The sequence below is a fragment of the Roseateles sp. P5_E4 genome, from assembly GCF_054049255.1.
The window spans coordinates 151,311-175,225 of the sequence record NZ_JBFUMS010000004.1 but is presented as its reverse complement, the minus strand read 5'-3'; the positions used below and the strand labels follow the sequence as shown (position 1 = coordinate 175,225).

The 23,915-nt window shown below is 64.9% G+C and carries 31 protein-coding genes and 1 tRNA gene; 22 read left to right on the top strand and 10 right to left on the bottom strand.

The annotated features are described in order from the left end of the window. Positions 1-2: 2 nt before the first annotated feature. The 14 genes from ACXJLH_RS09920 to ACXJLH_RS09855 all read left to right on the top strand — a co-directional run bounded on the left by ACXJLH_RS09920 (position 3) and on the right by ACXJLH_RS09855 (position 8,518). Positions 3-332 (top strand): hypothetical protein, encoded by a 330-nt coding sequence (locus ACXJLH_RS09920; protein WP_457443789.1) that lies wholly within the window; start codon positions 3-5, stop codon positions 330-332. After that, positions 329-520, top strand: a complete 192-nt coding sequence (locus ACXJLH_RS09915) for a hypothetical protein (RefSeq protein WP_457443788.1) — start codon at positions 329-331, stop codon at positions 518-520. Before ACXJLH_RS09920 ends, ACXJLH_RS09915 begins: the two co-directional genes overlap by 4 nt. Continuing rightward, positions 517-1,251, top strand: coding sequence for a hypothetical protein (locus tag ACXJLH_RS09910; protein ID WP_457443786.1), 735 nt, complete (start codon positions 517-519; stop codon positions 1,249-1,251). The genes ACXJLH_RS09915 and ACXJLH_RS09910 overlap by 4 nt, the downstream gene beginning before the upstream one ends. After that, positions 1,248-2,585, top strand: a complete 1,338-nt coding sequence (locus ACXJLH_RS09905) for a replicative DNA helicase (protein ID WP_457443784.1) — start codon at positions 1,248-1,250, stop codon at positions 2,583-2,585. Before ACXJLH_RS09910 ends, ACXJLH_RS09905 begins: the two co-directional genes overlap by 4 nt. 491 nt (positions 2,586-3,076) lie before the next feature. Further along, positions 3,077-3,547: a DUF5681 domain-containing protein gene (locus ACXJLH_RS09900; RefSeq protein WP_457443782.1), complete on the top strand. Its 471-nt coding sequence runs from the start codon at positions 3,077-3,079 to the stop codon at positions 3,545-3,547. Further along, positions 3,534-3,815: a hypothetical protein gene (locus ACXJLH_RS09895; protein WP_457443780.1), complete on the top strand. Its 282-nt coding sequence runs from the start codon at positions 3,534-3,536 to the stop codon at positions 3,813-3,815. The genes ACXJLH_RS09900 and ACXJLH_RS09895 overlap by 14 nt, the downstream gene beginning before the upstream one ends. Next, positions 3,812-4,096 carry a hypothetical protein gene (locus ACXJLH_RS09890; protein ID WP_457443778.1) on the top strand — a complete coding sequence of 95 codons (285 nt, stop codon included), beginning with the start codon at positions 3,812-3,814 and terminating at the stop codon, positions 4,094-4,096. Before ACXJLH_RS09895 ends, ACXJLH_RS09890 begins: the two co-directional genes overlap by 4 nt. Then, complete coding sequence (locus tag ACXJLH_RS09885) at positions 4,096-4,350, top strand: hypothetical protein (RefSeq protein ID WP_457443776.1); 255 nt, start codon at positions 4,096-4,098, stop codon at positions 4,348-4,350. The genes ACXJLH_RS09890 and ACXJLH_RS09885 overlap by 1 nt, the downstream gene beginning before the upstream one ends. Before the next feature lie 83 nt (positions 4,351-4,433). Further along, positions 4,434-4,634 carry a hypothetical protein gene (locus ACXJLH_RS09880; protein WP_457443775.1) on the top strand — a complete coding sequence of 67 codons (201 nt, stop codon included), beginning with the start codon at positions 4,434-4,436 and terminating at the stop codon, positions 4,632-4,634. Beyond that, a complete protein-coding gene (locus tag ACXJLH_RS09875) occupies positions 4,631-4,843 on the top strand; it encodes a hypothetical protein (protein WP_457443774.1) in 213 nt (70 codons plus the stop codon). Before ACXJLH_RS09880 ends, ACXJLH_RS09875 begins: the two co-directional genes overlap by 4 nt. Before the next feature lie 9 nt (positions 4,844-4,852). Next, on the top strand, positions 4,853-6,664 hold the full coding sequence (locus ACXJLH_RS09870; protein WP_457443773.1) for a hypothetical protein: 1,812 nt from the start codon (positions 4,853-4,855) through the stop codon (positions 6,662-6,664). A gap of 119 nt (positions 6,665-6,783) precedes the next feature. After that, positions 6,784-7,383, top strand: coding sequence for a hypothetical protein (locus ACXJLH_RS09865; RefSeq protein ID WP_457443772.1), 600 nt, complete (start codon positions 6,784-6,786; stop codon positions 7,381-7,383). Further along, positions 7,380-7,697, top strand: coding sequence for a hypothetical protein (locus ACXJLH_RS09860; protein ID WP_457443771.1), 318 nt, complete (start codon positions 7,380-7,382; stop codon positions 7,695-7,697). Before ACXJLH_RS09865 ends, ACXJLH_RS09860 begins: the two co-directional genes overlap by 4 nt. 71 nt (positions 7,698-7,768) lie before the next feature. After that, complete coding sequence (locus tag ACXJLH_RS09855; RefSeq protein WP_457443770.1) at positions 7,769-8,518, top strand: hypothetical protein; 750 nt, start codon at positions 7,769-7,771, stop codon at positions 8,516-8,518. 10 nt (positions 8,519-8,528) lie between these two features. Here the strand turns inward: ACXJLH_RS09855 and ACXJLH_RS09850 are convergent, their stop codons facing one another. Continuing rightward, positions 8,529-9,278 carry a hypothetical protein gene (locus ACXJLH_RS09850; RefSeq protein ID WP_457443769.1) on the bottom strand — a complete coding sequence of 250 codons (750 nt, stop codon included), beginning with the start codon at positions 9,276-9,278 and terminating at the stop codon, positions 8,529-8,531. After that, a complete protein-coding gene (locus ACXJLH_RS09845) occupies positions 9,275-10,045 on the bottom strand; it encodes a S1/P1 nuclease (protein ID WP_457443767.1) in 771 nt (256 codons plus the stop codon). Before ACXJLH_RS09845 ends, ACXJLH_RS09850 begins: the two co-directional genes overlap by 4 nt. 192 nt (positions 10,046-10,237) lie before the next feature. Between ACXJLH_RS09845 and ACXJLH_RS09840 the strand changes: the two genes are divergently transcribed. Continuing rightward, positions 10,238-10,522, top strand: coding sequence for a hypothetical protein (locus ACXJLH_RS09840; protein WP_457443765.1), 285 nt, complete (start codon positions 10,238-10,240; stop codon positions 10,520-10,522). Beyond that, positions 10,519-10,773 carry a hypothetical protein gene (locus tag ACXJLH_RS09835; protein WP_457443763.1) on the top strand — a complete coding sequence of 85 codons (255 nt, stop codon included), beginning with the start codon at positions 10,519-10,521 and terminating at the stop codon, positions 10,771-10,773. The genes ACXJLH_RS09840 and ACXJLH_RS09835 overlap by 4 nt, the downstream gene beginning before the upstream one ends. Positions 10,774-10,996: 223 nt before the next feature. Here ACXJLH_RS09835 and ACXJLH_RS09830 read toward each other — a convergent pair whose 3' ends face one another. The 7 genes from ACXJLH_RS09830 to hrcA form a co-directional block, all read right to left on the bottom strand. Beyond that, a complete protein-coding gene (locus ACXJLH_RS09830; RefSeq protein ID WP_457443761.1) occupies positions 10,997-11,461 on the bottom strand; it encodes a hypothetical protein in 465 nt (154 codons plus the stop codon). After that, on the bottom strand, positions 11,462-12,160 hold the full coding sequence (locus ACXJLH_RS09825) for a DUF3800 domain-containing protein (protein WP_457443759.1): 699 nt from the start codon (positions 12,158-12,160) through the stop codon (positions 11,462-11,464). It lies immediately after the preceding gene. A 62-nt stretch (positions 12,161-12,222) separates the two neighbouring features. Further along, positions 12,223-12,891, bottom strand: a complete 669-nt coding sequence (locus ACXJLH_RS09820; RefSeq protein ID WP_457443757.1) for a hypothetical protein — start codon at positions 12,889-12,891, stop codon at positions 12,223-12,225. Next, positions 12,888-13,097 (bottom strand): helix-turn-helix transcriptional regulator, encoded by a 210-nt coding sequence (locus ACXJLH_RS09815; protein WP_457443756.1) that lies wholly within the window; start codon positions 13,095-13,097, stop codon positions 12,888-12,890. Before ACXJLH_RS09815 ends, ACXJLH_RS09820 begins: the two co-directional genes overlap by 4 nt. 68 nt (positions 13,098-13,165) lie before the next feature. Next, positions 13,166-13,984 (bottom strand): hypothetical protein, encoded by an 819-nt coding sequence (locus ACXJLH_RS09810; RefSeq protein WP_457443755.1) that lies wholly within the window; start codon positions 13,982-13,984, stop codon positions 13,166-13,168. 145 nt (positions 13,985-14,129) lie between these two features. After that, positions 14,130-14,206 (bottom strand) — tRNA-Ile (locus ACXJLH_RS09805). A 35-nt stretch (positions 14,207-14,241) separates the two neighbouring features. Continuing rightward, a complete protein-coding gene (gene hrcA, locus ACXJLH_RS09800; RefSeq protein WP_457351667.1) occupies positions 14,242-15,249 on the bottom strand; it encodes a heat-inducible transcriptional repressor HrcA in 1,008 nt (335 codons plus the stop codon). A 67-nt stretch (positions 15,250-15,316) separates the two neighbouring features. On the opposite strand from hrcA, the gene ACXJLH_RS09795 reads away from it, so the two are divergent. The 6 genes from ACXJLH_RS09795 to ACXJLH_RS09770 all read left to right on the top strand — a co-directional run bounded on the left by ACXJLH_RS09795 (position 15,317) and on the right by ACXJLH_RS09770 (position 22,104). Further along, on the top strand, positions 15,317-16,183 hold the full coding sequence (locus tag ACXJLH_RS09795) for an NAD kinase (protein WP_457443753.1): 867 nt from the start codon (positions 15,317-15,319) through the stop codon (positions 16,181-16,183). Beyond that, positions 16,184-17,878 carry a DNA repair protein RecN gene (recN, locus tag ACXJLH_RS09790; RefSeq protein WP_457443751.1) on the top strand — a complete coding sequence of 565 codons (1,695 nt, stop codon included), beginning with the start codon at positions 16,184-16,186 and terminating at the stop codon, positions 17,876-17,878. It abuts the gene before it with no gap. Then, positions 17,875-18,789, top strand: a complete 915-nt coding sequence (gene rapZ, locus ACXJLH_RS09785; RefSeq protein ID WP_457443749.1) for an RNase adapter RapZ — start codon at positions 17,875-17,877, stop codon at positions 18,787-18,789. The genes recN and rapZ overlap by 4 nt, the downstream gene beginning before the upstream one ends. Before the next feature lie 77 nt (positions 18,790-18,866). Beyond that, positions 18,867-19,256: a BlaI/MecI/CopY family transcriptional regulator gene (locus tag ACXJLH_RS09780; RefSeq protein ID WP_457351673.1), complete on the top strand. Its 390-nt coding sequence runs from the start codon at positions 18,867-18,869 to the stop codon at positions 19,254-19,256. Then, positions 19,253-20,974 carry a M56 family metallopeptidase gene (locus ACXJLH_RS09775; RefSeq protein ID WP_457443747.1) on the top strand — a complete coding sequence of 574 codons (1,722 nt, stop codon included), beginning with the start codon at positions 19,253-19,255 and terminating at the stop codon, positions 20,972-20,974. Before ACXJLH_RS09780 ends, ACXJLH_RS09775 begins: the two co-directional genes overlap by 4 nt. Positions 20,975-20,976: 2 nt before the next feature. Next, on the top strand, positions 20,977-22,104 hold the full coding sequence (locus ACXJLH_RS09770; RefSeq protein WP_457443746.1) for an FAD-dependent oxidoreductase: 1,128 nt from the start codon (positions 20,977-20,979) through the stop codon (positions 22,102-22,104). Here the strand turns inward: ACXJLH_RS09770 and ACXJLH_RS09765 are convergent. Then, positions 22,101-23,846 carry a methyl-accepting chemotaxis protein gene (locus ACXJLH_RS09765; RefSeq protein WP_457443744.1) on the bottom strand — a complete coding sequence of 582 codons (1,746 nt, stop codon included), beginning with the start codon at positions 23,844-23,846 and terminating at the stop codon, positions 22,101-22,103. The two genes, ACXJLH_RS09770 and ACXJLH_RS09765, sit on opposite strands and share 4 nt — an antisense overlap. Positions 23,847-23,915 lie beyond the last annotated feature (69 nt).

Here is a 23,915-nt window from a genome sequence, read left to right as displayed (position 1 = left end):
CGATGGGTCGCCCGTCTCACATCAGCGCCGCGGCGCTGGGGAACGTCACGCCCAAATGTGACGAAGCCCGGCGGCAACCGGGCTCCATCGGCGCAAATCGCGCGGCTCTCAACAGCCTCAATTCTCAGTCAGTCAACGAAGGACTGCAAGCGGCCGATGAGCTGGGCGCGCGTGAGTTCAGCGACCTCCAGCGTCGCTTCGAAGCGGCTGGATTCGCTCTGCACCCGTTGCACGACGAGACGCTGATTGCGTGCCGCTGGGGCATGACGAGGACATTGGTTGGCGTCGCCGCCGCTCGCCGGTTCCTGAACATGGTCGCGGAGGGGCAATGAGCGAGGTAGACACCAAGCCATTCGCCACGGCTGCCGCTCGCGCAGCTTTGCGAGGCATCGTCTTGATCGAGTCCACCGACGAGCGCGGGCGTCCGGAATGGATCGCCTCCTGGAACGCCATGGTCAAGGCCTTCTTGAGTCTGGCCGAGGTTGAGCTCTGGCTTGACCGAGTGGAGGGCAAGCGATGAGCGTCCGCGTCATGGCCAAGGTCTGGGAGAGTTCGCGCCACGCAGGCTCGCATCTCCTGATGCTGCTGGCTATCGCCGACTTTGCCGATGACGACGGCAATGCCTATCCCGCCGTCGGCACGCTGGCTACGAAGTGCCGCATGCAGGCTAGGAATGCGCAGGTCATCCTGGCCGCGCTGCGGACTTCTGGCGAGCTGGACGTGCGTGACAACGAAGGGCCTCGCGGCACGAACCTGTACCGCATCACCCTCGTTCAAGGGGCGCAAGGCAATGCAGGGGTGCAAAGGCTTGCAGGGGTGCAAAGGCTTGCAGGGGTGCAAGGGAATGCGCGGAGGGGTGCAAAGGCTTGCGCGAACCCCCTGCAACGGCTTGCACCCGAACCATCAATGAACCATCAAGAACCACCAAAGGTTGCGCGCAAGCGCGCTGCCAAGTTCGATGCGACTTCGATTGATCTGCCGGACTGGCTGCCTCGCGCGACCTGGGCCGACTGGGTTGCTGACCGTCGTGAACGCCGCAAGCCGATCAGTTCCCGTGCCGCCACTCAGCAGCTCAAGAAGCTCGAAACCCTTCGGGACGAAGGGCATGACCCTGTTGCCGTCATCGACCACTGCATTGCCGGCGGCTACCAGGGCCTATTCGCGCCGAACAAGGCGGTTGGTAGGACGGAGCGTGCAGCTGGCAGGCCTGTGCTCGCCGCGGACGAAGTCTTCACGGGGGCGTCCGCATGAACCTCATTCCAAGCCTACTCAAGTTCGATCTCCTGCCTTGGTCTGAGGTGGCGGAGCAGAGTGTCCTGGGGGCCTTGCTCATCGACAACGAGGCCTTCGGCATCGTGAACGGCCTCCTCACTCCGGCCAGCTTCTGGCACCCGCCACACCGGATGATCTTCGAAGCAATCCAGCGCCTGATCAGCATCGGCAAGCCGGCAGACACCGTGCTTGTTTTCGACGAACTTGAGGCATCCGGGCTGGCAGAGACGGTCGGCGGCCTTGCTTACCTGAACTCCCTTGCTCAGTGCGTGCCCAGCGCAGCCAACTGCCAGCGCTACAGCCAGGTAGTCGCCGACAAGGCCCTTCGTCGCGACATCCTGTCTGCGGCAGATGACACTGTCGAGGTTGTCGGTGAAGCCGTTTCAGCTGACGAGGTGCTGGACCGCGTCCAGACCAAGTTCGCGGCGCTGAAGCGCGTCAACGGCAGCAAAGAGCCCCGCGAGCTGGGTGATCTGCTCATCGAGCGCACCGCGTACTGGGAAGGGCTACAGGCCGGTGATACCGAGCCGGGTATACCGACCGGTCTCGCGGCGCTCGACGAAGCATTGGGTGGCGGCATCAAGCCGGGCAAGGTGATCGTCCTCGCGGCCCGCCCCAGCGTCGGCAAAACGAGCCTTGCGACGCAGATCCTGCTGCATGTCGCCGGTCAGGGCCGCCGAGCGTTGATGCTCAGTCAGGAGATGACGGCCGGCGAGCTGACGGACCGGGCCGCCGCCCACCTCGGAGCCGTTCGAATGGACCGGCTCGCATCCGGCCAGCTGGAGCAAGAGGACTGGACCCGCATCGTCGAGGCGGCGGAACGTGCCCGGCGCATGCCCGTGAGCATCGACGACCAGGGCGCCCTGAGCCTGCTCGACATTCGGGCGAAGGCTCGCCAGGTCCTACGGCGTGGCTCGCTCTCCTTGATCGTTGTGGACTACCTGCAACTGTGCGCGAACCCTGGCGGGGACAAGCGCCACCGGCATCACCAGATCGAGGAGATCAGCCGCGGCCTCAAGGTGCTCGCCAAGGAACTGGGCGTCACCGTGCTGCTGCTGTCCCAACTGAACCGAGCCAGCGAGGGCGACGAGCCCGAACTTCACCACCTGAAGGAAAGCGGCGCCATCGAGGAGGACGCCGACACCGTGCTGCTGTTGCACCCCATGGGCAACGAGGCCGACGGCTCCATGCTAGTCCTGCTGAAGGTCGCCAAAAACAGAGCTGGTCGGAGAGGGCGCATGGGGCTGAGCTTTGACGGCCGTACCCAGCGCTGGACCGAAAGCGTCGGCAACGTGTCCCGGAGGAGCACATGACAAATATCGACCCGCGGGGGGAAGCCCCAGTTTTCATTCACTTGTCTGACTGCGGCTTGCACTCGGAGCCAGCAATGCCCGCCACAACTTGCACATGTGGCGCCCACCTTAGAGCTGAGCGTAGGCACGTCGCATGGCTGTGTCTGGCCGCGCGTAACCGGGTCGTGCGCCTGGGAACGTGCCTCCGGTCGCTCTCATGGAGACGATCTTGGAAACCGTAAACAGCTTCCAGCCAGAGTGTTCGCCAGAGCTGCTGGCGCCGGCCTCCTGCCACGCCCGAAGAAGGTCATTGCCGTTGTCGCCGGCGCCGTACGCATGCGGCTCTACGGCGCGTTCAGCAGCCCATGAGTCGTACCGGATGACCAGGATCGAGCGCTTTGCTATGGCGTCACGAATAACCGCGTCCCAGGGGTTCATGGAGCCTCCGCCCTTGTGTATCGGTAGGTGCATCTTGGCACGCGCAGAGATGCGCCGGCCTAGCTACGACAGAAATGACAACGCCTTTGATTGAGCAGAAAGGAATCACAGTGCCGACAGACACGAAGAAACGCAAACCGCCGCCCCATGCATGGAAGCCAGGCGAAAGCGGCAACCCAGCTGGGCGGCCTTCCGGGACCGGTGAGATCGCCAAGCTCCGCGCCGCCATCGCGGTGCATGTGCCCGCCATCATCAACAACCTCAAAGACGCCGCCCTCGAAGGCGACGTGGGCGCGGCCAGGCTGCTGCTGGAGCGCGTTATCCCGCCGGTCAAGGCCTCAGAAGAGGCAAGCCCGCTCGCACTGCCCGACGGCTCGTTGACCGAACAAGGTCGGGCCGTCGTGGCTGCCGTGGCCACCGGCGACCTTGCGCCGAGTCAAGGCGCGGCGCTGCTGGCATCTCTCGGGACGCTCGCGAAGCTGACCGAAGCCGATGAACTTGAACGCCGCATCGCGGCTTTGGAGGAGCACCATGCCAAGCGTTAACTGCCGACTTGAGCGCCTGGAACACGACGCTTGCGTCGGCTCGGAAGCCGGCCCTTCGCTGATTGTCCTGACCGCACTCGGTCGCGACGAAGAAGAGGTCCGCGCGATCAAGCTGTCCAGCGGCTTGAAGCTGATCCGCCATGACGGCGAGAGTCCCGCCGACTTCCGGAACCGAGCCTCAGCTTGGGCCGCCGGATTCGGCTCATCACCGGCCAAGTTGGCCGCCGCCATCTATGACATCGAGGACGACACGGAGGTCCACCGATGAACAGCACCCTGCACAAGCGTGTCAGCGCGATCGAATCGGTAACTGCCAAGCCCGAGGACTTCATCATCAAGCGTGTGATCTTCGTCGGCGCCAATGAGCCCGGCGAGATCCACTCCTGCACCTTGCTCGGCCAGCCCGGGCGGTTTGTCCGAGCGGCCGATGAGACCGAGGACGCGTTCATGGAGCGGGTGCACCAGCACGCGCGGGCAACACGGCAGCCCGGTCAACTGGTTGCCGTGGCCCTGATCCCCGCGAGCTCAGAAAGCGGGGAGTCCCCCTGATGCCCAGCAACTCCGCCCAGCCGCGCGTCGATTGGGTTCCTGGCCAAGCTGCTTTCGATGCGCTGCAGGTTGGCGAAGACCTGTTCCCGTCGCGGAATCGCCAGGACGTCATCGACCTGCTCATCATCACGGCGGTCTCGGCAATCTTGGCGCAGCCCTGGCGCCCGCCCGCGTTTCCATGCGGATCGCGCCATCGATGGACGCTGCCGGCCGACGTGGCGATGAAGCGGAAGCCGGGAAACGGCGGCGACTAGGCCTGATTTGTGACCACTTTCCCGGGATCCGCCACGCATAGCCGCGCACGGTGGCCTACTGAACATCAAAGGAGCTGGCAACGATGAACGACCAACTTTCTACACCGATGAGCTTTGACCTCCTCACTCCGCGCGAGGCCGCCCAATGGCTTCTGGAGGCGGCCACTCGGGCTGCCATTCAGACCGGCGGCGCGACAGGCCTCCGTCCCGTCCGCATCGACGGACGGCAGATGTTCCGTCGCGACGAAGTCGAAGGCTTCGCACAAGTCACCCTTGCAGCATGAAGGACCTGGAACAACCGCTCGCTGCATCGCAGCTCCTGCGGCTCGACGACGGCCCGGCAGACCAGATCGGCCCACGCGACCTCTTCCGGGCGATGTGCATCGCGCGAGCGATGGGCGAGGACCGCATGGCTGACCGCCTCCTGCAGAAGTTGGAAGACGCCTTCACTCGCGCTGCCGTGGACCCCTCATCGCTGTTTGCACAACATTGAAAGCGACGCATGACCTCTCGTGATTGGACTTCGATGCACTGGGCGCCCACCCAGTCCTTCGCGCTGCCCACCGACTTCCAACTTGCCCGGTCTTCGATGGCCGACGCAGGTCAGGGCGCGGAGTCCAAGTTCGCCCCCACGGCTCAGAACCTGGCCCTGCTCCAGGCTCTTGGCTACGGTGGACAGGGCCTGACGGATCTCCCAGGCTCGGATTACGGTTTCGGCGCACAACCGGTGTGGAGCGACGACGCCCGCACTTGGCTGGCGAACAACGGCTTCAACCTCGGCGTTGCGCATGACCCTGGCACGACCCCTGGAGGCCGGCCGGAGTATTTTGGCCTCACCGGTCAAGACGGCAAGTTCGTCAACGGCCAGAGCGACCCGACGATGACCAACAGCGACACGCTGATGGATCAGATCGCGATGTTCGCCATGCTGGCTGGACCATTCGCGGGCGCCATTGGCGCGGCTGGAGAGGGCGCGGGGGCTCTCTCCGGCGCGGCCAGCGGCCTGGAGGCCACTTTGCCCACCGTGGCCGACTACGGGCTTACCTCGCTCAGCTCCGTTGGCAGCGATGCCGCAGCCTCCTTCCTTGGAGGTGGTGGTGCGGCGCTTGGCGGCACTGCTGCAAACGTCCTGCCCACCGTGGTGACGACGGGCGCGGCAGCTGGTGGATCGCTCCTTCCGGCTGCGCTGACCGCTAGCGCCGCAGCAGGCTCGGCCCTCCAGCCGTCATACAGCCCGCCTCCCGAGGGATCAAACCTTGTCCAAAACAAGGTTGACCCTTGGCAGAAGGTGAAGGACGGCGCCTTGAAGGGCGCGGCGAAGGGCGGACTTACCAGTGCCATCAAGGGCGACAACCCGCTCAAGGGCGCGTTGACTGGCGCAGTTGGTGGAGCCATCGGCGGTGGCATCGGCAGCATCGGCGACGGCTCGGCCGGCCAGGCCATGTCGCTGGACAACGGTGGCGGCGACCTGATCCCGGGCGGATTCGATGGCTTCGATGTCCCGACCGACACGAACAGCATTCTCAACAACGTCGGCGGCTTCTCTGGGCCTGCCGTCAACATAGGCGGCGATATGGGCTGGACTGATTGGCTCTCGGGCCTGGGTTCCCTTGGCGGGGGCGACGGAACACTCGACCTTGGCAGCTTCGGCGACCCTGGCTTTCAGTGGGATCTGTCTGGTGTGGACGGTGGCGACTACTCGCACGAAGGGCTCAACTACAGCGGGTGGGGCGGGCTTGATCCCGTCACCAATTCGCCTGTGAACTCAGGCGGCAGCGATTGGCTCGACACGCTGAAAGGCTGGTTCACTGCGGTCCCGAATGGAAGTGGCGGCACCAAGCCGAATCCAATGGGCGGGGCGATCTCGGCGCTGCTCGGCGCGGGCCTGGGTGCCGCGTCTGGCGGCGGGACGAGCACGAAAACTAGCGAACCCTGGGCCGCTGCGCAGCCGTTCCTGACGAACGTGCTTGGCGACGCAGGCAGCATGTTGACGAGCCTGCGTCAGAACCCGTTCACCCCACAGCAAACCCAGGCCTACAGCACTGCGTACGCAGGCCTCGACCAATCGCGCTCCGCTCTACCTGGCCTCTTGAACTGGGGCCAGCAAGCCATGCAGCGCCAAAGCACGACCCCGAGCTATGAGCAGTTGTTCGGCGGTGGCCAGGCCATGCCGGCGCAGCCGCAACAGATGCCCGGCGGGCTCCTCAACCAGCAACAGCAGCCCATGGCGCAAGCGGGCGGCCCTGGTGGCTTGCTCGGCAACGACGACCGCATGAAGGCGCTCATGGCGCGCGGGCGCGGCCTGATCGGCTGACAGAGTCAATCGGGCGCCCGAGGGCCCGGAAATGGAGCGGGTTAGTCTGGCTCGATTGGCCGCCGGGCTATGCCTAAGATTGCCGAGCCGAGTCGCACCAGCGGCTGAGGGAGCGGCGCATGGGTATGGCAATCGTTCACGTCGTCGGGGCGCTAGTGGCCTCTTGCGCTTTCGGCGTTCTGGTTCTGTTTATCGTGGCGTGGGAAGAGCAGCGCATTGAACGCCGCCGCCGGCAAGACGCTTCGATTGCGTTGGGCGTGCCCGTCGCAGACCTGGAAGACGAACGCCTTGCCCCCAAGCTCCTCGAATACGCTTCCCGTCGCTGTAGCGCCGAGCTATTGCGCAACCGGCTTTCTGACTTGGCGGGCGCGCTTCGCACAGGCTGGGGCTGGCTTGGCAACCTTGTTCAGCTCTGTATCGTTGTTGGAGTCTTCTGGGCGATGTACTCCCAGGGCCACGACAGCGCCGTCGTCATGTGGATGGCTCCCGCCGCCTCAGTTTTCTTCTGGCTCGCCTCGCTCGCCTTTTCCTTCGCCTGCCTGGTTCTGACGGGGCGCTACCCAGGCGAGGCGAAGGCGGCGCGTAAAGCGCTCGCCGCATTCCTCGAAGAGCGCGGCCCGAAGGCGAACACCGGGCTCGGGCGAAGTTATGAACCGCCGTCACATGATGTTGGGCAGGATGACGATGCAAGCGCTGCCATGACCTTGGAGCGCAAATGAAACGCCCCTGTTCAGCTCTCCTACTCTTGGCTCTTGCGCTGACCTGTCAGGGCGGGGCAATATCTACCTTCGGCGTCCAAGACTGCGGAAGATGGATGTCGAATCCGGACAAGCCTTGGCTCGCCGGATACCTCTCCGGCCTGAATGCGGCAATAGGGTCTGGTGGATCAGATCCGTTGAGCCAACTTGGCTCCTTTGATCAAGCCGCCTTGTGGATGAACAACTACTGCCAGGCAAATCCACTGAGCAATACCCAAGAGGGCGGCAACAAGCTGTACCGAGAGCTACTAGCTCGCGTTTCCGTCAAGAAGTGAACCGTTGAACCGCCGAGATAGGCGGGCTGAAGCAACTGCTCAGCGACAAACAATTGCGTAGAGGGAGATCTATGGAAAACAGCAACGCCGCATCAAGGTTGCGCGCCCTGCTCGGGCGAATGCAAGCGGAGGCCACGAACCAAGGCGTTATTGAAGGCTGGAAGTCAGTGTTCCAACTGGTCACCGACGATGGACCAGAGGGAGAGCTGCGTGCGGTTCGACACCTGCTGGACATCAAGCTTGAGGCCGAGCAGATGTCACGAGATCTGAGTGGCAGAGTGCCAGCGCACCTGACGGTCAACGCTACAGCTGCGTTCATCAATGCGATCAGTCCTAGGCTTCTCAACCAGCGCTGGGAGCTAGTGATGCAGCACTTCCCGCCTCACGTCGTGACGACGTTGGATTTCTGTGTCCACCTATTGCCCGACGATCAGGCCGAAATTGACGCCGACCTCTGGAACGATCTTCGCACCAAGGTAGACGAACTTCGCGCGGCTCTCGCTGATGAAGGACTGCCAGCAGGGCTGCGCGATCTGATCCGCTTCCATCTTGAACTTATCGAAGACGCTTTGCAGGCCTGTAGGGTGCGCGGCGTCATCAAACTTCAGGTGGCATTTGATGCCGCGGCGACAAGTCTTGCCCGCGCTGAACCTCAGCTTGCCGCCTACAACGACGTCCCCGCCTTCGGTCGCCTGGTTTCCATGTGGGGCACAGTACAAAAGATTGGCGATGGCTGCCTGAAGGCAGAGAAGTACGCGCATCTTGCGCTTGGGTTCAAGGACTTCGTCGGTGGCGTCCTGAGGCTTGGCAGCGGTTCTTAAGAAACGGGCTTTACCCCATCCTCTGATCCTGAGACCGCTTGATACGCATCGCCTCAATCAAGATTTCGATTGGCAGAAAGTGAACGAGGCGACTGCCGCGCGTGCCCCTGATGGCCATGCCGCAGAGAACGACTGATGTCTCCCCGCCTGCGCAGCCCTTTACCGCCAAAACAGGGCTTCCACTGAATCCATCGAAAGAGGCGAGTTCCTGGGCATCGTCAATCTGCATGAGATGCAGGTGCTCTAGCCCCGAGGCGCCTTGATAGGTGCCGCTTAGAAGGGTTCTGTCCGTTCGAAGCAGTTGGTCTTCCAGCCCGATTTCCGATCGCTCCTTTGGATACCCGGCCATGATGAGCGTGCTGCCCTGCAAAGCAACGTGCTCCCAGTCCGGATCGAACATGGCTTCAAGATCCAGCGGCTTGGCCACCGCAAGCTCCGGATCGTCCAAGCAGCTCATGTTGATGTCTATGACCGCGAGATCAACGAAGTCCTCAGGCTCGTGTTCCCGCGGCACAAAAAACACGCGGCCGAGCTTGAAGAATTTGCGTGAATGGTCGTGTGGGAAAACGCAGATAGCTGGTGGCGACTCTGGATGGAGGCCGTGCCGGGTCGTGCAAACGTACCAGCGACCTTCATAGCCAGCGAGGAAAGCCGTGCCACCGATCATGTAGGGGAATACTTCGTATCCGGTCTCAAAGACAAGCGGCTGAACTGCAGACAGCAAATCGTTGCTAATTTCTGGGGTTGTCGGGGTCGTCATCGCGTAGCGTCCAGCGTCTCATTCAACACATTGGCCAGCCGCGCCCCGGCAAGCGACAGGCGGCGCACCAACTCACTATCCCAGTCTGCGGCGTACTCAGCGTTGATCTGTCTATTCCCCGGATAGAAGCCATCGCGCCGTCGCGCCTCACAGCTCTCAGCCGCCCAGCCGGCAGCCTCCATGGACGCGGATGCAGATTTGACGGCCAGGGCAGCCTCATTGAACAGCCGTGCGAGGCCACCTGGACGCCGCTTGATGAGTTCGGCGTCCCAGACCGCATGCAAGTTGCTTCCCCGCCGACCCATCCTGACCTGGAAGAGGTTGCCGCCCTTGTCGCTGGCCAGGCCCACATGCAGTGGCTGGTGGATGTCGCCGACCAGGTGAATGACGTACTTCAGCGCGATCAGGCGCTCGGTTTCCGACGCGTGCGACTTCAGGATGGCGACCTTTGCTTTGATCGCTTCGACGACGCAGCGACCATCCGGGCAGTCACGCTGGCGGCTGTAGTTGCAGTCATCCTCCGGCAGATTGACGTAGTGCAGCGGTGCCGTTGAGCCGGAGCGCTTCTCGTCGGCCCAGGTCGAGACCGACGCCATCGTGGCCCCCGGCTCCTGTTTCAGCAGTCGGCCAACCTCCGCGGTGGCGGCAGGCGATAGCTGCGACTCGGCCAGTTCAGCGATCAGGCGATGGCCGTCAGCGCCCCAGGCTGAAGCACTCAGAGGAGCGGTGAGTCCGCAGAGCAGGATCAGGTGTGTAAAGAGCCTCATTCAGAGATGCGATGAAACGGAGTGCGGCGCGTTGAAGCTGTATAAATGTACAGTATGTGGGTAGACGTGATTTGTACGAGGCAGCGGGGCCGCAGGCTGCCGCAGGAGCATCTTGAAGCGCTGGTGCCAGCGCGCGGCAGGCTCTGGGTGACGGTGATGCGAGGGTGGGCAGACGACGGCTCAAGGCGGCCAATGACGGCCTCCCTTCTTGGCATCAGAGGTGGCCCCGAACTGCGCTGGCGCCAACTTGACCATGCGAGGGTCAAGATCCGCGACGGCCAGATCATGGTTCTAGGCTACGAGGATCACGGCTTCAGCCCCAAGAGCTCAAAGCTAGTGCCCCAAGTGTGGTGGTGCGATCCGGTCCGCGCCCCTTTCGATGAAGCCGAGGCCAGGGCCAAGGCGAAGTTCCCGCCGACGGTGGGCCGGGCCAAGCGCTCCGCCGAGGAGCGCGGCTTGCCAGAGAAAACTCTATGAAGATCACCACTACCTGTGCCACTGTGGCAGACCTTGCTGGCTTGGATGTCGCCGACTACGCGGTCGCGCACCTGGTGGACGACTCGGGCCGAAAGCCGCGGTGCCTGTTCAACGTCTATCCGTCGCTGTCGGGGTCCGCTGGCGAGCCGCATCGGCGGCTGCTGGTCCATATCGTTGATGCCTACGACCTAGCCACCGTGCGTCGGGTGCTGGGCGCTCTGAAGGCTGAGCCTTCGCCTGTTCCGTTTTGACCGGCCCGTGTGAACCCGCTCTACGCAGCCATCCACTGCCGATAGAGTGCTGCTCGAAAGAGTCGCCACATCCCTACTTGACGGTACGGAATTCCTTGACTCACAGCTGTGATGCGGGCACTATATGGGCGAGTTCACTGCCTATCGGCTTTGAACCTATCGAGGTCTCGGCCGCTGAACCCGCGTAGCGAATCAGCGGCCATTTTATTTGTGGATTTGCTATCTAAATGCCAAGGTCGTGCAGGCAATCTGCGCGAGACCATTGTGGCGCGAGGCGGATTTTGCCAATGCTGTTGTCGGCCTGGTAGCAGGTGACGAAGCCTCCTTTCAGCGCCCCATCTTTAGCCGCGCTGATCGAGATGACCACCACAAAATCTTCGTACACAACTGCAACGCGGCGAGCGTGCGAATGCGTGTTCGAAGCTTTGTCATACCCTGCAAACAAATCTGCGTCCGGTGACGCGAGCGTAGCTTGGATCCAGTCGATGCGCTGAGCTCGCACCTGAGAGAACGCATCTTTAGCGCCATCTCTTTTGGTGCTTTCGTAAAACGCATGGTCAAAAGAAGCTGGCTTGAAATAGACCCGCATCCCATCTGCAGTCTGGATAACGCCACGACAGTAGCTATTCAGATAGTGCGTCCTATATTCCGCAACAGAGGCATAGACGACCAAACCGGGTTGGGCCATTCACCAGCCCCCCTGCAACTGAATTTTGAAGACGTTGAACTTCTCTTCACCTTTGCTGGTAGCCCCGATCTTCCTTCCTAGGGCACCCTCAAGGCGCTTCACTATCGAGGCTTTGGCCGAGCCGTCGCGCAACGTTCCGTTGATCTTGCTGCTAGCCGCGCCAAGCAAGAGATCGCATAGTTGAATAAGAACGACTTCGCTCGATGGCAGCGACTGAATGCCGGAAATTTGCGCGGTTAGATTTGAACAGGCCAGGCACCTGTGTAATACCGGCAGGCGGGTGGGGTCGCGATTGCTCTTGGCGTCGCAGAATATTGAGTATTCATTGCGATCTAAAATCCAATGATGCAGCAGCTGATAGTAGAACTTGTAAAAGCCCAGCTCTCCATCATTACCGTGAAGATTGAGATTAAGTTGGGTGTGATCTACGGCAATGCACCTGAACCTTACGTTCTCTCCATAGCTAACAAACAAATCAATGAGATCGCGGTAGAAATCCTGCTTGCTCRGAGAAACTTTACTCCACTTGATTTCACCCCATGCGTTATGAATCTGCCGAAGCGTTGAGATCCGGCCCTTAATCTCGCTTCGTAATTCTGCTGGCAACCATAGACTGCCGATCATCAAGTGCCGGACGCGAGGGTGTTCGGACGTGAACACGTCCGGATGCGCCTCATCGCAATACACCTCGAACTTCATATGACTCTCGGATTCATCTTTGAGCCGAAGTCTAAGTGCGAGTGGCGTTCGCGGGGCAGGAGTTAATGATCGAGCGACATTGCCAAGCGCAGCAGCACAGCGATCGGGTCTCGCTCGGCCAATTTCGCTCGAACGGCGGCGGCCCAGTTCAGCACGCACCGCGCATCACCTTGCCGGCCATGAATTGCATGGGCTATCGCGGCCTGAACCAACGACTCGATAGCACGCATGTCCTGAAGTTCGGAAGCCACCGTGCGGATGAACGCAAGATCAATGGCCGCGTTGCGTGTCGCAGATAGCGATTGTTCCGGCGTCTGTTTACTTCGCACTACCGATGTCGAAGGCCAAGCCGCTTCGGGGGACGCCCGCGGCGCACTTCGATTTGCGCTCAGCCACATTCCTTCATCAAGGCGCGTGCCGTCCCCGCCAGCTTCTCCGGAGGGCGCTTTCTGCGCAATGCGTCCCTTCAGCGATGCTCCGACTGCCCCATCAGCTATATCGATGTCGGCCAGAACCTTGAGCGCCTGGGCGTCTGCTTCTGAACTTTCCGGCATTGGCGTTCTCGGGATGCTCGCACCCGCTGACACCCTCGCCCAATGTCCGCGTGGCGGCATCGGAACGTTCAATGCCTTGCACTTGTTGGCCAGGCCTTTGTCAGACAGCCCAACGCTCCTGGCCGCGTGGATCACCGGCATCGTCCACACCAATTCATAGAGCTCCTGCCGGGTCATGTGGCGGCCCTCCGCGACGCGAACCAAGCGCGCACATCCGAGACGCGCCACGCGGTCACACGAGTGGAAATCTTGACCGGCGGCGGGAAGGCGCCGGTCCTCACCATGCGCCAAAGAGTCGTCGAGGAGACGGGCAGTACGTTGAGGAGTTGGGCTTCTCGGATGAAGCCTTCTTCGGGAAGCGATGCAGCGGGCGGCTGGGTCATGGGGCACATGAAAGTYGATGAACCTTCATGCTGCCGGCCGGCGGCCTATGAAAAAAGAGTGAATGGATTCACTTCTTCTTAGCCGCAACTTTCTTTGCCCGCCTGCCGTCCGGGAAGTCGTCAGGCTTCAACATCTGGTTGATGGCCTTGCTCAGGCTGCTGTTCTTCACGCCGTTGCGCTGAAGCCAAGCATCAACTTGTTCAAGAGTCGGAGCTGTCGTTGGGTCGCTGGGGTCGTAGTTGCCGCCCTGGTCAATCGTCTTCCAGAGACCCGCAACGCCCACCAGCATGCGCAGCAGCGTCGTCTCGTGCGAACCCCATGGCCACTTGTACGGCGGGCTGGCATCGCCGTAAAAGCGGGTCTGGGGATCCTCGTCGATTTCGCCTGGTACTGAGGACTCACCGAAAGGCTGCAGCGGCGGTACTTCGCCGGGCCTGTACGGGAAGAGGTATGCGCCACCAGGAAGCCAACCAAACTTCTCGCCGACTCGCTCAATACGCGTTTGTTCAAGAGTTCCAAAGAGGTAGGACCGCGCCACCAAACTTAAATGCGGATTCGCCCTTCGTATCTCACATTCGAAGGCCCCGCTCACCACATCTCGGCCCAGCTCCCATAGGCGCCGCCAGTAGATGGCGGCCACCGAATTCGATGCAGCGCCCGCCAATGGTTGGAGTTCGCGCAGGAAGGCCATCGCCTCGTCATCGGTCCGGCCGATTGAGTCGGGGTCGATCTGCATGTACAGCGCTAGCCCGCGCCACAGTTCGATTCCCTTTCCGTCTGACCCGAGATCCGAGTCTAGGAAACGGAACGAACCTGACGGGTAGGGAGGCTCGAAGTCCACCAGGACTTCATGACCGCGAAGGATCTCGCGCTGCAGTTCGCGCATTCGAAGCTGGTAACGATCGCCCTGGGCAGACGGAAGTGCCATCGAAGTAGAACAACGAGTTGAGCACTAAGGGCAACGCAACGGCAACGAAGCCACCACGTCGAGCACAAAGTTAGTGCCCGCTACCGCGCAAAAGCGCGTGGAATGGTAGGCCGTGTTGGACTTGAACCAACGACCAAAGGATTATGAGTCCTCTGCTCTGACCAACTGAGCTAACGGCCCCCGGGGAGGAGGCGCGGATTCTAGTCAGGGTCGGCTCACCGCTGACTGAGCGCCTGCCCCACCATCCGCGACGTGATGTCGACGATCTGGATCATGCGGTCGTAGGCCATGCGCGTCGGGCCGATGACGCCCAGCGTGCCCACCACCTGGCCGTCGACCTCGTAGGGCGCGCTGACGATGGACAGCTCCTCGTAGGGCACGACCTGGCTTTCGCCGCCGATGTAGATGCGCACGCCCTCGGCGCGGCTCGATGTGTCGAGCAGGCGCATCAGTTGCGTCTTTTGCTCGAAGAGGTCGAAGAGGCGGCGCAGGCTGCCCATGTCATGGCTGAAGTCCTGCACGGCCAGCAGGTTGCGCTCGCCGGAGACGACGACCTGCTCCTGCTCCTGCACCATGGCCTCGGTACCGACCTGCACGGCCGCGCTCATCAGCCCGGCAATCTCGCCGCGCAGCTCATCGACCTCGTGACGCAGGCGTTCGCGCACGGCTTCGAGCGTGAGGCCGGCGTAGTTGGCATTCAGGCGGTTGCTGGCTTCGGCGAGCTCGGACTGGCTGAGGTCTTGTGCGGTGAAGATGACGCGGTTCTGCACGTCGCCATCGGGTGCAACGAGGATGACGAGCACGCGGCGCTCGCCCAGGCGCAGGAATTCGATGTGGTGGAAGACGCTGGCCTTCTTCGGCGACGTGACCACACCCACAAAGCTCGACAGGTTGGACAGCATCAGCGCCGCGCTGGCGATGACGCGCTGGGGTTGGTCGGGCTGCAGCCGTGCAGCGTCCACGCCGATGAGGCCGGGCTGGGCCGTCAGCATGGTGTCGACGAACAGGCGGTAGCCACGCGCCGTGGGGATGCGGCCGGCACTGGTGTGCGGGCTGGCGATGAGGCCGAGTTCTTCGAGGTCGGCCATCACATTGCGGATGGTCGCGGGGCTGAGTTCCAGGCCCGAGGCCTTGGACAGCGTGCGCGAGCCGACCGGCTGCCCGTCCGCGATATAGCGTTCGACCAGGGTTTTCAGCAGGGATTTGGAGCGCTCGTCGAGCATGCCCGCATTCTATGGACAGCGCTGTTCTGCCCGGGATGTGCAAACCCCCTGTGGTGTAATTTGCCGCATGGCCGAGCGCTTCAGACATGTCGCCATCGTGGGCAAGCATCAAGCGCCTGGCATCGGGCCGGTGCTGGAGGAGATTGCCCAATTTTTGTGCGGCCAGGGCCTGGACGTATCGCTGGAAGCGGACACCGCGCTCAACACCGGCCTGACGGGCTATGAAGCGCTGTCCAACGACGAGCTGGGCCGGCAATGCGACCTGGCGGTGGTCATCGGCGGTGACGGCACGATGCTCGGCTTCGCACGGGACATGGCTCGCCACGGCATTCCGCTGGTGGGCATCAACCAGGGGCGGCTGGGCTTCATCACGGACATTCCCATCGAACGCTGGCGCGAGTCATTGGCACCAGTACTGGCAGGCGACTACGAAGTCGAGCCGCGGGCGATGCTGGAAGGCGCGGTCTGGCGCGACGGCGAATCCATCTTCTCCGGCCTGGCACTCAATGACGTGGTCGTGAGCCGCGGCGGCAGCTCCGGCATGGTGGAGCTGAAGATCGAGGTCGGCGAGCAGTTCGTCGCCAACATGCGCGCCGACGGCCTCATCGTGGCCTCGCCCACCGGCTCCACGGCCTATGCGCTCTCCGCCGGCGGGCCCATCCTGCACCCCAGCATCGCCGGCTGGCTGATCGTGCCCATCGCGCCCCACACGCTGTCCAACCGGCCCATCGTGCTGCCCGACCTGGGCGAGGTGCGCCTGGAGATCGTCGCCGGCCGCGATGCGTCGGTGAATTTCGACATGCAAAGCCTCGCGAGCCTGCTGCACGGCGACACCATCACCGTGCGGCGCAGCCAGCACCAAGTGCGCTTTCTGCACCCCAAGGGCTGGAGTTATTACGCGACGCTCCGTCGCAAGTTACGTTGGTACGTCTAGATGCTGCGGCACCTGAGTCTCAAGGATTTCGTCATCGTTCCCGCGCTGGAGCTCGACTTCGAGCCCGGCTTTGCCGTGCTGACCGGCGAGACCGGCGCTGGCAAGTCCATCCTGATCGACGCGCTGCAACTGGCCCTCGGCGGCCGCGGTGACGCCGGCGTGGTGCGCGAAGGTGCAGCCAAGGCCGAGATCACCGCCGAATTCGACACGCCGGTGCATCTGCGCGCCTGGCTCGACGAGGCCGGTTTCGACACCGACGACACGCTGCTGCTGCGCCGCGTCATCGACGCCGCGGGCAAGAGCCGCGCATGGATCAACGGCGGCGCGGCCACGCTGACGCAGCTGCGCGAACTGGCCGACCACCTGCTCGACATCCACGGCCAGCATGCCTGGCAGGGCCTGACCCGCCCCGCCGCCGTGCGCGAGCTGCTGGATGGCTTTGCGGGGCTGGACACTGTGCCGCTGGGCCGCACTCACGCCGCCTGGAAGCAGGCCGCCGAGGCGCTGCAAAAGGCCCAGGGCCAGCAGGCCGACGCACTGCGCGAGCGCGAGCGGCTGGCCTGGCAGATCGGCGAGCTGGACGGCCTGGCGCCGGCCGAGGACGAGTGGGAGGAGCTGAACGCCGAACACGGGCGCCTGTCGCATGGCCAGTCCCTCATCGACGCGGCCAAGTCGGCCCTGGATGCGCTGGACGAGGCCGAGCCCAGCGCCCAGTCCCTCGCCGGCGGCGCGCTGGACCAGCTTGAGCGCGTGCTCGACCACGACGCCCGCCTGCTTTCCGCCGTGCAGGCTCTGCGCGATGTGCAGGCCCAGTTGCAGGACGCCAGCCACACGCTGTCAGCCTATCTGCACAAGGCCGATCTGGACCCCAACCGCCTGGCTGAGCTGGACGAGCGCGTGTCGGCCTGGATGACGCTGGCGCGCCGCTACCGCCGCCAGCCTCATGAACTACCGGCCCTGCTCGCGCAATGGCGCACCGAGCTGGCCCAGCTCGACGCCGCCAGCGACCCCACCCTGCTCGAAGCGGCCCTGGCCGCCGCGCGCCAGGCCTTCGACGCCGAGGCGCAGGCCGCCAGCCGCGCCCGCAAGAAGGCGGCGCCCCAGCTTGCGTCCGCCGTCACGGCGGCGATGCAGCAGCTCGGCATGGCGGGCGGCCAGTTCGACATCGCCTTGAACCCCACCGACGGCCCGCAGAGCTTTGGCGTCGAATCCGCCGAGTTCCTGGTCGCAGGCCATGCCGGCAGCACGCCGCGCCCGTTGGCCAAGGTGGCCTCGGGCGGCGAGCTGTCGCGCATCGCGCTGGCCATTGCGGTGACCGCCAGCCAGGCCGCAACCGACAACGCGCCCGGCACGCTGATCTTTGACGAAATCGACGTCGGCATCGGTGGCGCCGTCGCCGAGACCGTGGGCCGGCTGATGAAGCAGCTCGGCCACTCGGCAACCGGCCAGCGCCAGGTGCTGGCCGTCACCCACCTGCCCCAGGTGGCCGCGTGCGCAGACCGGCATCTCGTCGTCGCCAAGGCCTTGCAAGGCACGAGCACCGTCAGCTCCGTCAGCCCCGTGGCCGGCGAAGCCCGCGTGGCCGAGATCGCCCGCATGCTGGGCGGCGAGCGCCTGTCGTCGACCAGCCTGGCGCATGCGCAGGAGATGCTGGATGCGTCCACGGCGACCAAGCCGCGCAAGGCCCGGTCATGAGCATGGACACGGATCTGCACGGCGACGTCGTGCTGCTGACCGGCATGTCCGGCGGCGGCAAGTCGGTGGCCATGCACGCGCTGGAAGACGCCGGCTATTTCTGCGTGGACAACCTGCCCGCGGAGCTGCTGCTGGACTTCCTGCGCCTGGAGCAGCAACGCGGTGAACGCCGTGTCGCCATCGCGGTGGACGTGCGCTCGGCGAGTTCGCTGCCGCTGATGCTGCCGCTGCTCAAGGACCTGCGAGCCACCGGCGTGCCGGTGCGTTCCATCTTCCTGGACGCCAACAACGAGGCGCTGATGCGGCGCTTCTCCGAGACACGCCGGCCTCACCCGCTGCGCGAGGACCGCGACACCGGCTTCGGTGCGCTGGAAGGCGCGGCCGATGACAGCCATCGCCTGTTGCTGGACGCCATCAAGCTGGAGCGCGAACTGCTCGGCGGGCTCAAGGCCGAGTCCACCGTCATCGATACCAGCCAGCTGCGCCCGGCGCAGTTGCGTGTCTGGCTCGGTGATCTCGTCGGCCCGCACGTCGGCGCCAAGCTCACCCTGGTTTTCGAGAGCTTCGCCTTCAAGCATGGCGTGCCCAGCGACGCGGACTTCGTCTTTGACGTGCGCGTGCTGCCCAACCCCTATTACGACCGCGAGCTGCGCCCGCTCAACGGCCGCGATGCGCCGGTAGCGGCCTATCTCGCGGCCCAGCCCGAGGTCGGCCTGATGATGGGCCAGATCGCCGGCTTCCTGTCGCGTTGGCTGCCCAATTTCGCGGCCGACCAGCGCAGCTACCTGACCGTGGCCATTGGCTGCACCGGTGGCCAGCACCGCTCCGTGTATCTCGTCGAGATGCTGGCGCGCCAGTTCAGCCACCACGGCCATGTGCTGAAGCGCCACCGCGAGCTGGACGCAAGGTAGAGCCCCTCGCTCGGCCCGGTGGGAAGTTCAGAACAAATGTTCTAGACATCGCGTTCTAGAACGTTTATTCTGAACCCATGAGTCGAACCCCTTCCTCCAAGCCAACGGCGGCCGAGCTGGACCTGCTGCGCGTGCTCTGGCGCCTGGGCCCCGCCGATGCCAAGGCCGTGCACGAGGCCCTGCTGCCCGAGCGGCCCGACGCCACCTATGCCACCGTGCTGCGCCAGCTGCAGGTGATGCACGGCAAGGGCCTGCTGACCCGCGACGAGAGCCAGCGCCCGCAGCTCTACGCCCCCGTGCACGCCCAGGACAAGCTGCAGCAGTCCCTGATGAAGGACTTCATCAGCAAGGCCTTTGCCGGCTCTGGCAAGGCGCTGGTGCTGGCGGCCCTGAAGAACCACGTCAGCGCCAAGGAGCGCGCGGAGATCCGCCAGTTGCTGGCTGGAAAGGGAGATGAAGCCAGATGAGCCTGGACATCGCCATGATTGCCTGGGGCTGGGCCCTCGTGAACTTCGTCTGGCAGGGCGTCGTCGTCGGCGCCGCCGTGGCCCTGCTGCTGGCGCTGATGCGTGGCGCGTCGGCACGCTGGCGCTATGCCGTCTGCGCGGCCGGCCTGGGGCTTTGCCTGGGCCTGCCGCTGGCCCAGTGCCTGGACCTCGCACCCGCCGACGCCGAATTCATCGGCGAGCTGCCGCCGCTTGCTGAGCAGATGCCGGCCCTGGTCAGCGCCTGGGCCCTGGGCACGGCGCTGATGCTGGCGAGGTTGGCCCTGGGCCTGGCCTGGGTCGGCCGTGCGCGGCGGCGCAGTATGCCGGCACCGGCCGAATGGCAGGCGCGGCTGGACGCTCTCGCTCGACGCCTGGGCCTCAAGCGACCCGTCCCGCTGCGCCTGCTGCCCGACCTGGCCGGCCCCATCGCACTGGGCATGTTCAGGCCCTGCGTGCTGCTGCCTGCCGCCCTGCTCTCCCGCCTCCCGGTAGATCTGATCGAAGCCCTGCTGGCGCACGAGCTGGCTCATGTGCGGCGCTGGGACTACGCGGCCAACCTGCTGCAGAGCGCCGTCGAGGCCCTGCTCTTTTTTCACCCCGTCGTCTGGTGGCTGTCGGCTCGCATGCGCCATGAGCGCGAGCTGGTGGCCGACGAGATCTCGGCCGAGCTGCTCGGTGATTCACGCCGCCTGGCCCTGGCCCTGCATGCCCTTTCTGAAATGGATTGCTCCGATATGACTCCCTCTCCCGCGCTCGCCGCTCGCGGCGGCGACCTGCTTGCCCGCATCGAGCGCCTGCTCGCGCCGCGCCCCCAGGCCACGGGCTGGAAGCTGGCTCTGCCGGCGCTGCTGATCGCCGCGACCAGCTTCGTCGTGCAGGCCAAGGGCCGCGAGCCGGTCGAGCCGCCGCCCAGCCCCGTGGCCATCGAGGCCGAGGCGCCGCCGGTTCACCAGCTGCGCCTGCCCGTCAATGCCAAGCATGTCGTCGTCATCGACGACGCCACCGGCAAGGTGCTGATGGCCCGTGACGCCGACACCGTCGTGCCGATCGCCTCGCTGACCAAGCTGCTGACGGCCATGGTCGTGCTCGACGCCAAGCTGGACCCGAACGAGAAGCTGCGCATCACCAGCGACGACGTCGACACGCTGAAGCACAGCCGCTCGCGGGTTCGCGTCGGCACGCAGATGAGCCGGCAGGCCGCGCTGGAGCTGGCGCTGATGGAGTCCGAGAACCGCGCCGCCGCGGCGCTGGCGCGCACCTTTCCCGGCGGGGAGGCCGGCTTCGAGAAGGCCATGCAGGCCAAGATCCGCGCGCTCGGCCTGAAGCGCACGGCCATCACCGACCCGACCGGCCTGTCGCCGGCCAATACCTCGACCGCCACCGAGATGGCGGCCATCACGGCAGCGGCGGCGCGCTACGGCGAGATCGAGCGCATCACCAGCGTCAAGAAGGCCAAGGTGCCGGTCGACGGCCGCCAGCGCGACGTGCGCAACACCAACCGGCTGGTCGGCGCCAAGGGCTGGAACATCCGCGTCTCCAAGACCGGCTACACGGAGGAAGCCGGCCGCTGCCTGGCCATGCGCATCCTGAACGGCAAGCGCCCGGTGACCGTGGTGCTGCTGGACGCCGACGGCTCGGCCAATCGCCTGCGCGATGCGGCGCTGATCCGCAAGTCGCTGGCTCGCCAGGCCTTCTGATCGTGCAACGCCGTCATTTGCTTGGGGCCGGCAGCGCCGCCCTGTCCTGGCCCGCCTTTGCGCTGGACTTCGCAGCCCCAGCGGCGCCGGCTGTGATGCGCGCCAGCGTGGACCGCATCGTCGACATCGCCGTCGGCATCCGCCCTTTTCGCGCCCAGGGGCCGCGCATCGAGGTCGAGAGCCGCCTCGGCAAGACCGTCGTCCACCACTACGGCCACGGCGGCAGCGGTTGGTCACTGTCCTGGGGCTCGGCCCAGCGCGCACTGGCGCTGATCCAGTCGCGCGGCGTTCGCCCGGGTGAGCGCATCGCCGTCATCGGCTGCGGCGCCATCGGCCTGACGACGGCGCGCACCGCCCAGCAGGCCGGCTACAAGGTCAGGCTCTACGCCAAGGACCGGCCACCCCGCGTGCACTCCTCGGCCGCCACCGGGCTGTGGACGCCGGACTCGCGCATCGTCACCAGCGAACACGCCAGCGAGGCCTGGACGGCCGATTGGGAAGCCATGGCGCGTGCCTCGTTCAAGGTGCACCAGAGCTATCTCGGCCTGCCCTCCGGCCCCGTCGAATGGCATGACGGCTATGTCGTCGCCGACGAGGATTTCGACCAAGCCCTGCCCGGCCACATCGGCGAGCCCGACTATCCGGAGCTGTCGTCGCGCATCGCCGACCTGCGCCCGCAGGGCAAGGCGCTTTCGGCCGCGGAGCATCCTTTTCGCAAACCGCACGCACGCCGCTTCACGCAACTCATTTTCAACATCCCGGCCTACCAGCGCCTGCTGCTGGACGATTTCGCCCGCGACGGCGGCGAACTGGTGCAGCGCGAGTTCCGGCAGCCGCGCGACTTTGCCCGCCTACCCGAGCGCGTCGTCGTCAACTGCACGGGCGACGGTGCGCGCAAGCTGCTGGGCGACTCCAGCATGACGCCGGTGCGCGGCCAGACGGCTCGCCTCATTCCCCAGCCCGAGGTGGACTACGCGCTGATCTATCGCGGCCAGAACCTTGTCGTGCTGCCGCGCCGTGACGGCCTGCTCGTCGCGGCCATGGGTGAGCACGACTTCGGCAATGAAGACCTGCGCCCCGACCGGGCCCAGAGCGAGGCCGCGGTGCAGCGGCTCGCCGGCCTGTTCTAGAAAGTCTCCCAATCGCCTTCGGCCTGGCTGGGCGCGGGGGCTGGCTTGGGCGCCGCAGTGACTGGTGCGGGCCTGGCTTGAACCGCGGGGCGCGGTGCAGGTTTGGGAGTCGCAGCGCGGGGCGCCGTGGCGGGTCGCGCTGCCGGCTTGGGCGTGCCGCGTGGCCCTGGCGCCGCAGCGCCCGCATCCACGCGGAAGGCCGCCACCGCCTCGGCCAGCTTGGCCGTCTGCATGCGCATGCTCTCAGCGGCGGCCGCTGTCTGCTCCACGAGAGCCGCGTTCTGCTGCGTGGCCTGGTCGAGCTGGCTGACGGCCGCGTTGATCTGGCCCACGCCTTCGCTCTGCTCTCGGCTGGAGACGGTGATCTCGCCGACGAGGTCGGTCACCTTGCGCACCTCGTTGACCATCTGGCCGATGGTTTCGCGCGCGGCCAGCACCTGGGCGCTGCCGCTCTCGACCTTGCTGACGCTGTCACCAATGAGGCTTTTGATCTCCTTGGCCGCCTCGGCGCTGCGCTGGGCCAGCAGGCGCACCTCGCCGGCCACGACGGCAAAGCCGCGGCCCTGCTCGCCCGCCCGCGCCGCCTCGACCGCCGCGTTCAGCGCGAGGATATTGGTCTGGAAGGCGATGCCGTCGATGGTGCCGATGATGTCGGAGATCTTGCGGCTGGAGGTTGAGATGGCGTCCATCGTCGTGACGACCTCGCCCACCGCGGTGCCGCCGGCGCCGGCCACTTCGGAGGCATGGTTGGCAAGCTGGTCGGCCTGGCGGGCGTTGTCGGCATTGGCCTTGATCTGCGCGGCCATCTGCTCGACGGAGGCGGCCGTCTGCTCGAGGCTGGAGGCCTGGCTCTCGGTGCGCGCCGACAGGTCGGCATTGCCCTGGGCGATCTCGGCCGCGGCGACGCTGAGCTGGTCGCAGCCCAGGCGCACGCCCGACACCATGCGCGCCAGGTTCTGCGTCATCTCGTCCAGCATGGTCAGCAACTGGCCGAGCTCATCGCGCGAACTGCTCTGCAGGCGCTGTGTCAAGTCGCCGGCCGCCACGGCCCTGACCGCGTCGGAAGCGCGCTGCACGGGGCCGGTGATGGAACGGGTGATGGACAGGGCCGCCAACACGCCGATGACCAGGGCCACGAGCGATGCGATGCCGAAGATCCACAGCACGCGGCGGTAGGCACTCTCGGCGGAAGCGGTCGTCACGCCGGCCAGCTTCTCGTTGTAGTCCCACCATTTGCCGACGTTCTGGCGCAGCGGCAGGAAGACGGTGCGGGCGGCCCCATTCATCTCCCGGGCTGCCGTGCCCTGGGTCGGGTCGGCGGCACTCTCCTCTGAAGCCTTGAGGACTTTTTCCTGGCCCGCGAAATAGGCCTCGGCGCCCTCGCGCACCGTCTTCAGCAGCCCACGATCCTCGTCGTCGGCGGCCAGCAGCTCATAGTCCTTCAACCGCTGGCGGACGTCGTCACGCGCCTTGACGATCTGGCCAGAGAGTTCCTTCTTCTGCTTGTCGTCGTCCGTCAGGATGTGCTGCTGCTCGTACCTCCGCGCGTCGGAGATCGCTCCGTCGATCTGGTGAATGATGCGCAGCGACGGCAGGATGTTCTCGGGGTAGTACTCGGCGTAGTAGTTGATCGACTTCGCCAGCAACGTGCCGACAAAGGCCATCGCCAGCATCAGCGCCAGCAACACGAAGAACGCCAATCCCAGGCGCGTTCCGACGCGAAGATTCTTCAGTCCATCCACGGCTGTCCCCTTGTCGTTGTTCGAGGGACTGTGCCCCTTTCGCCGTGGGCAGGCAATGCGTGTGCAACC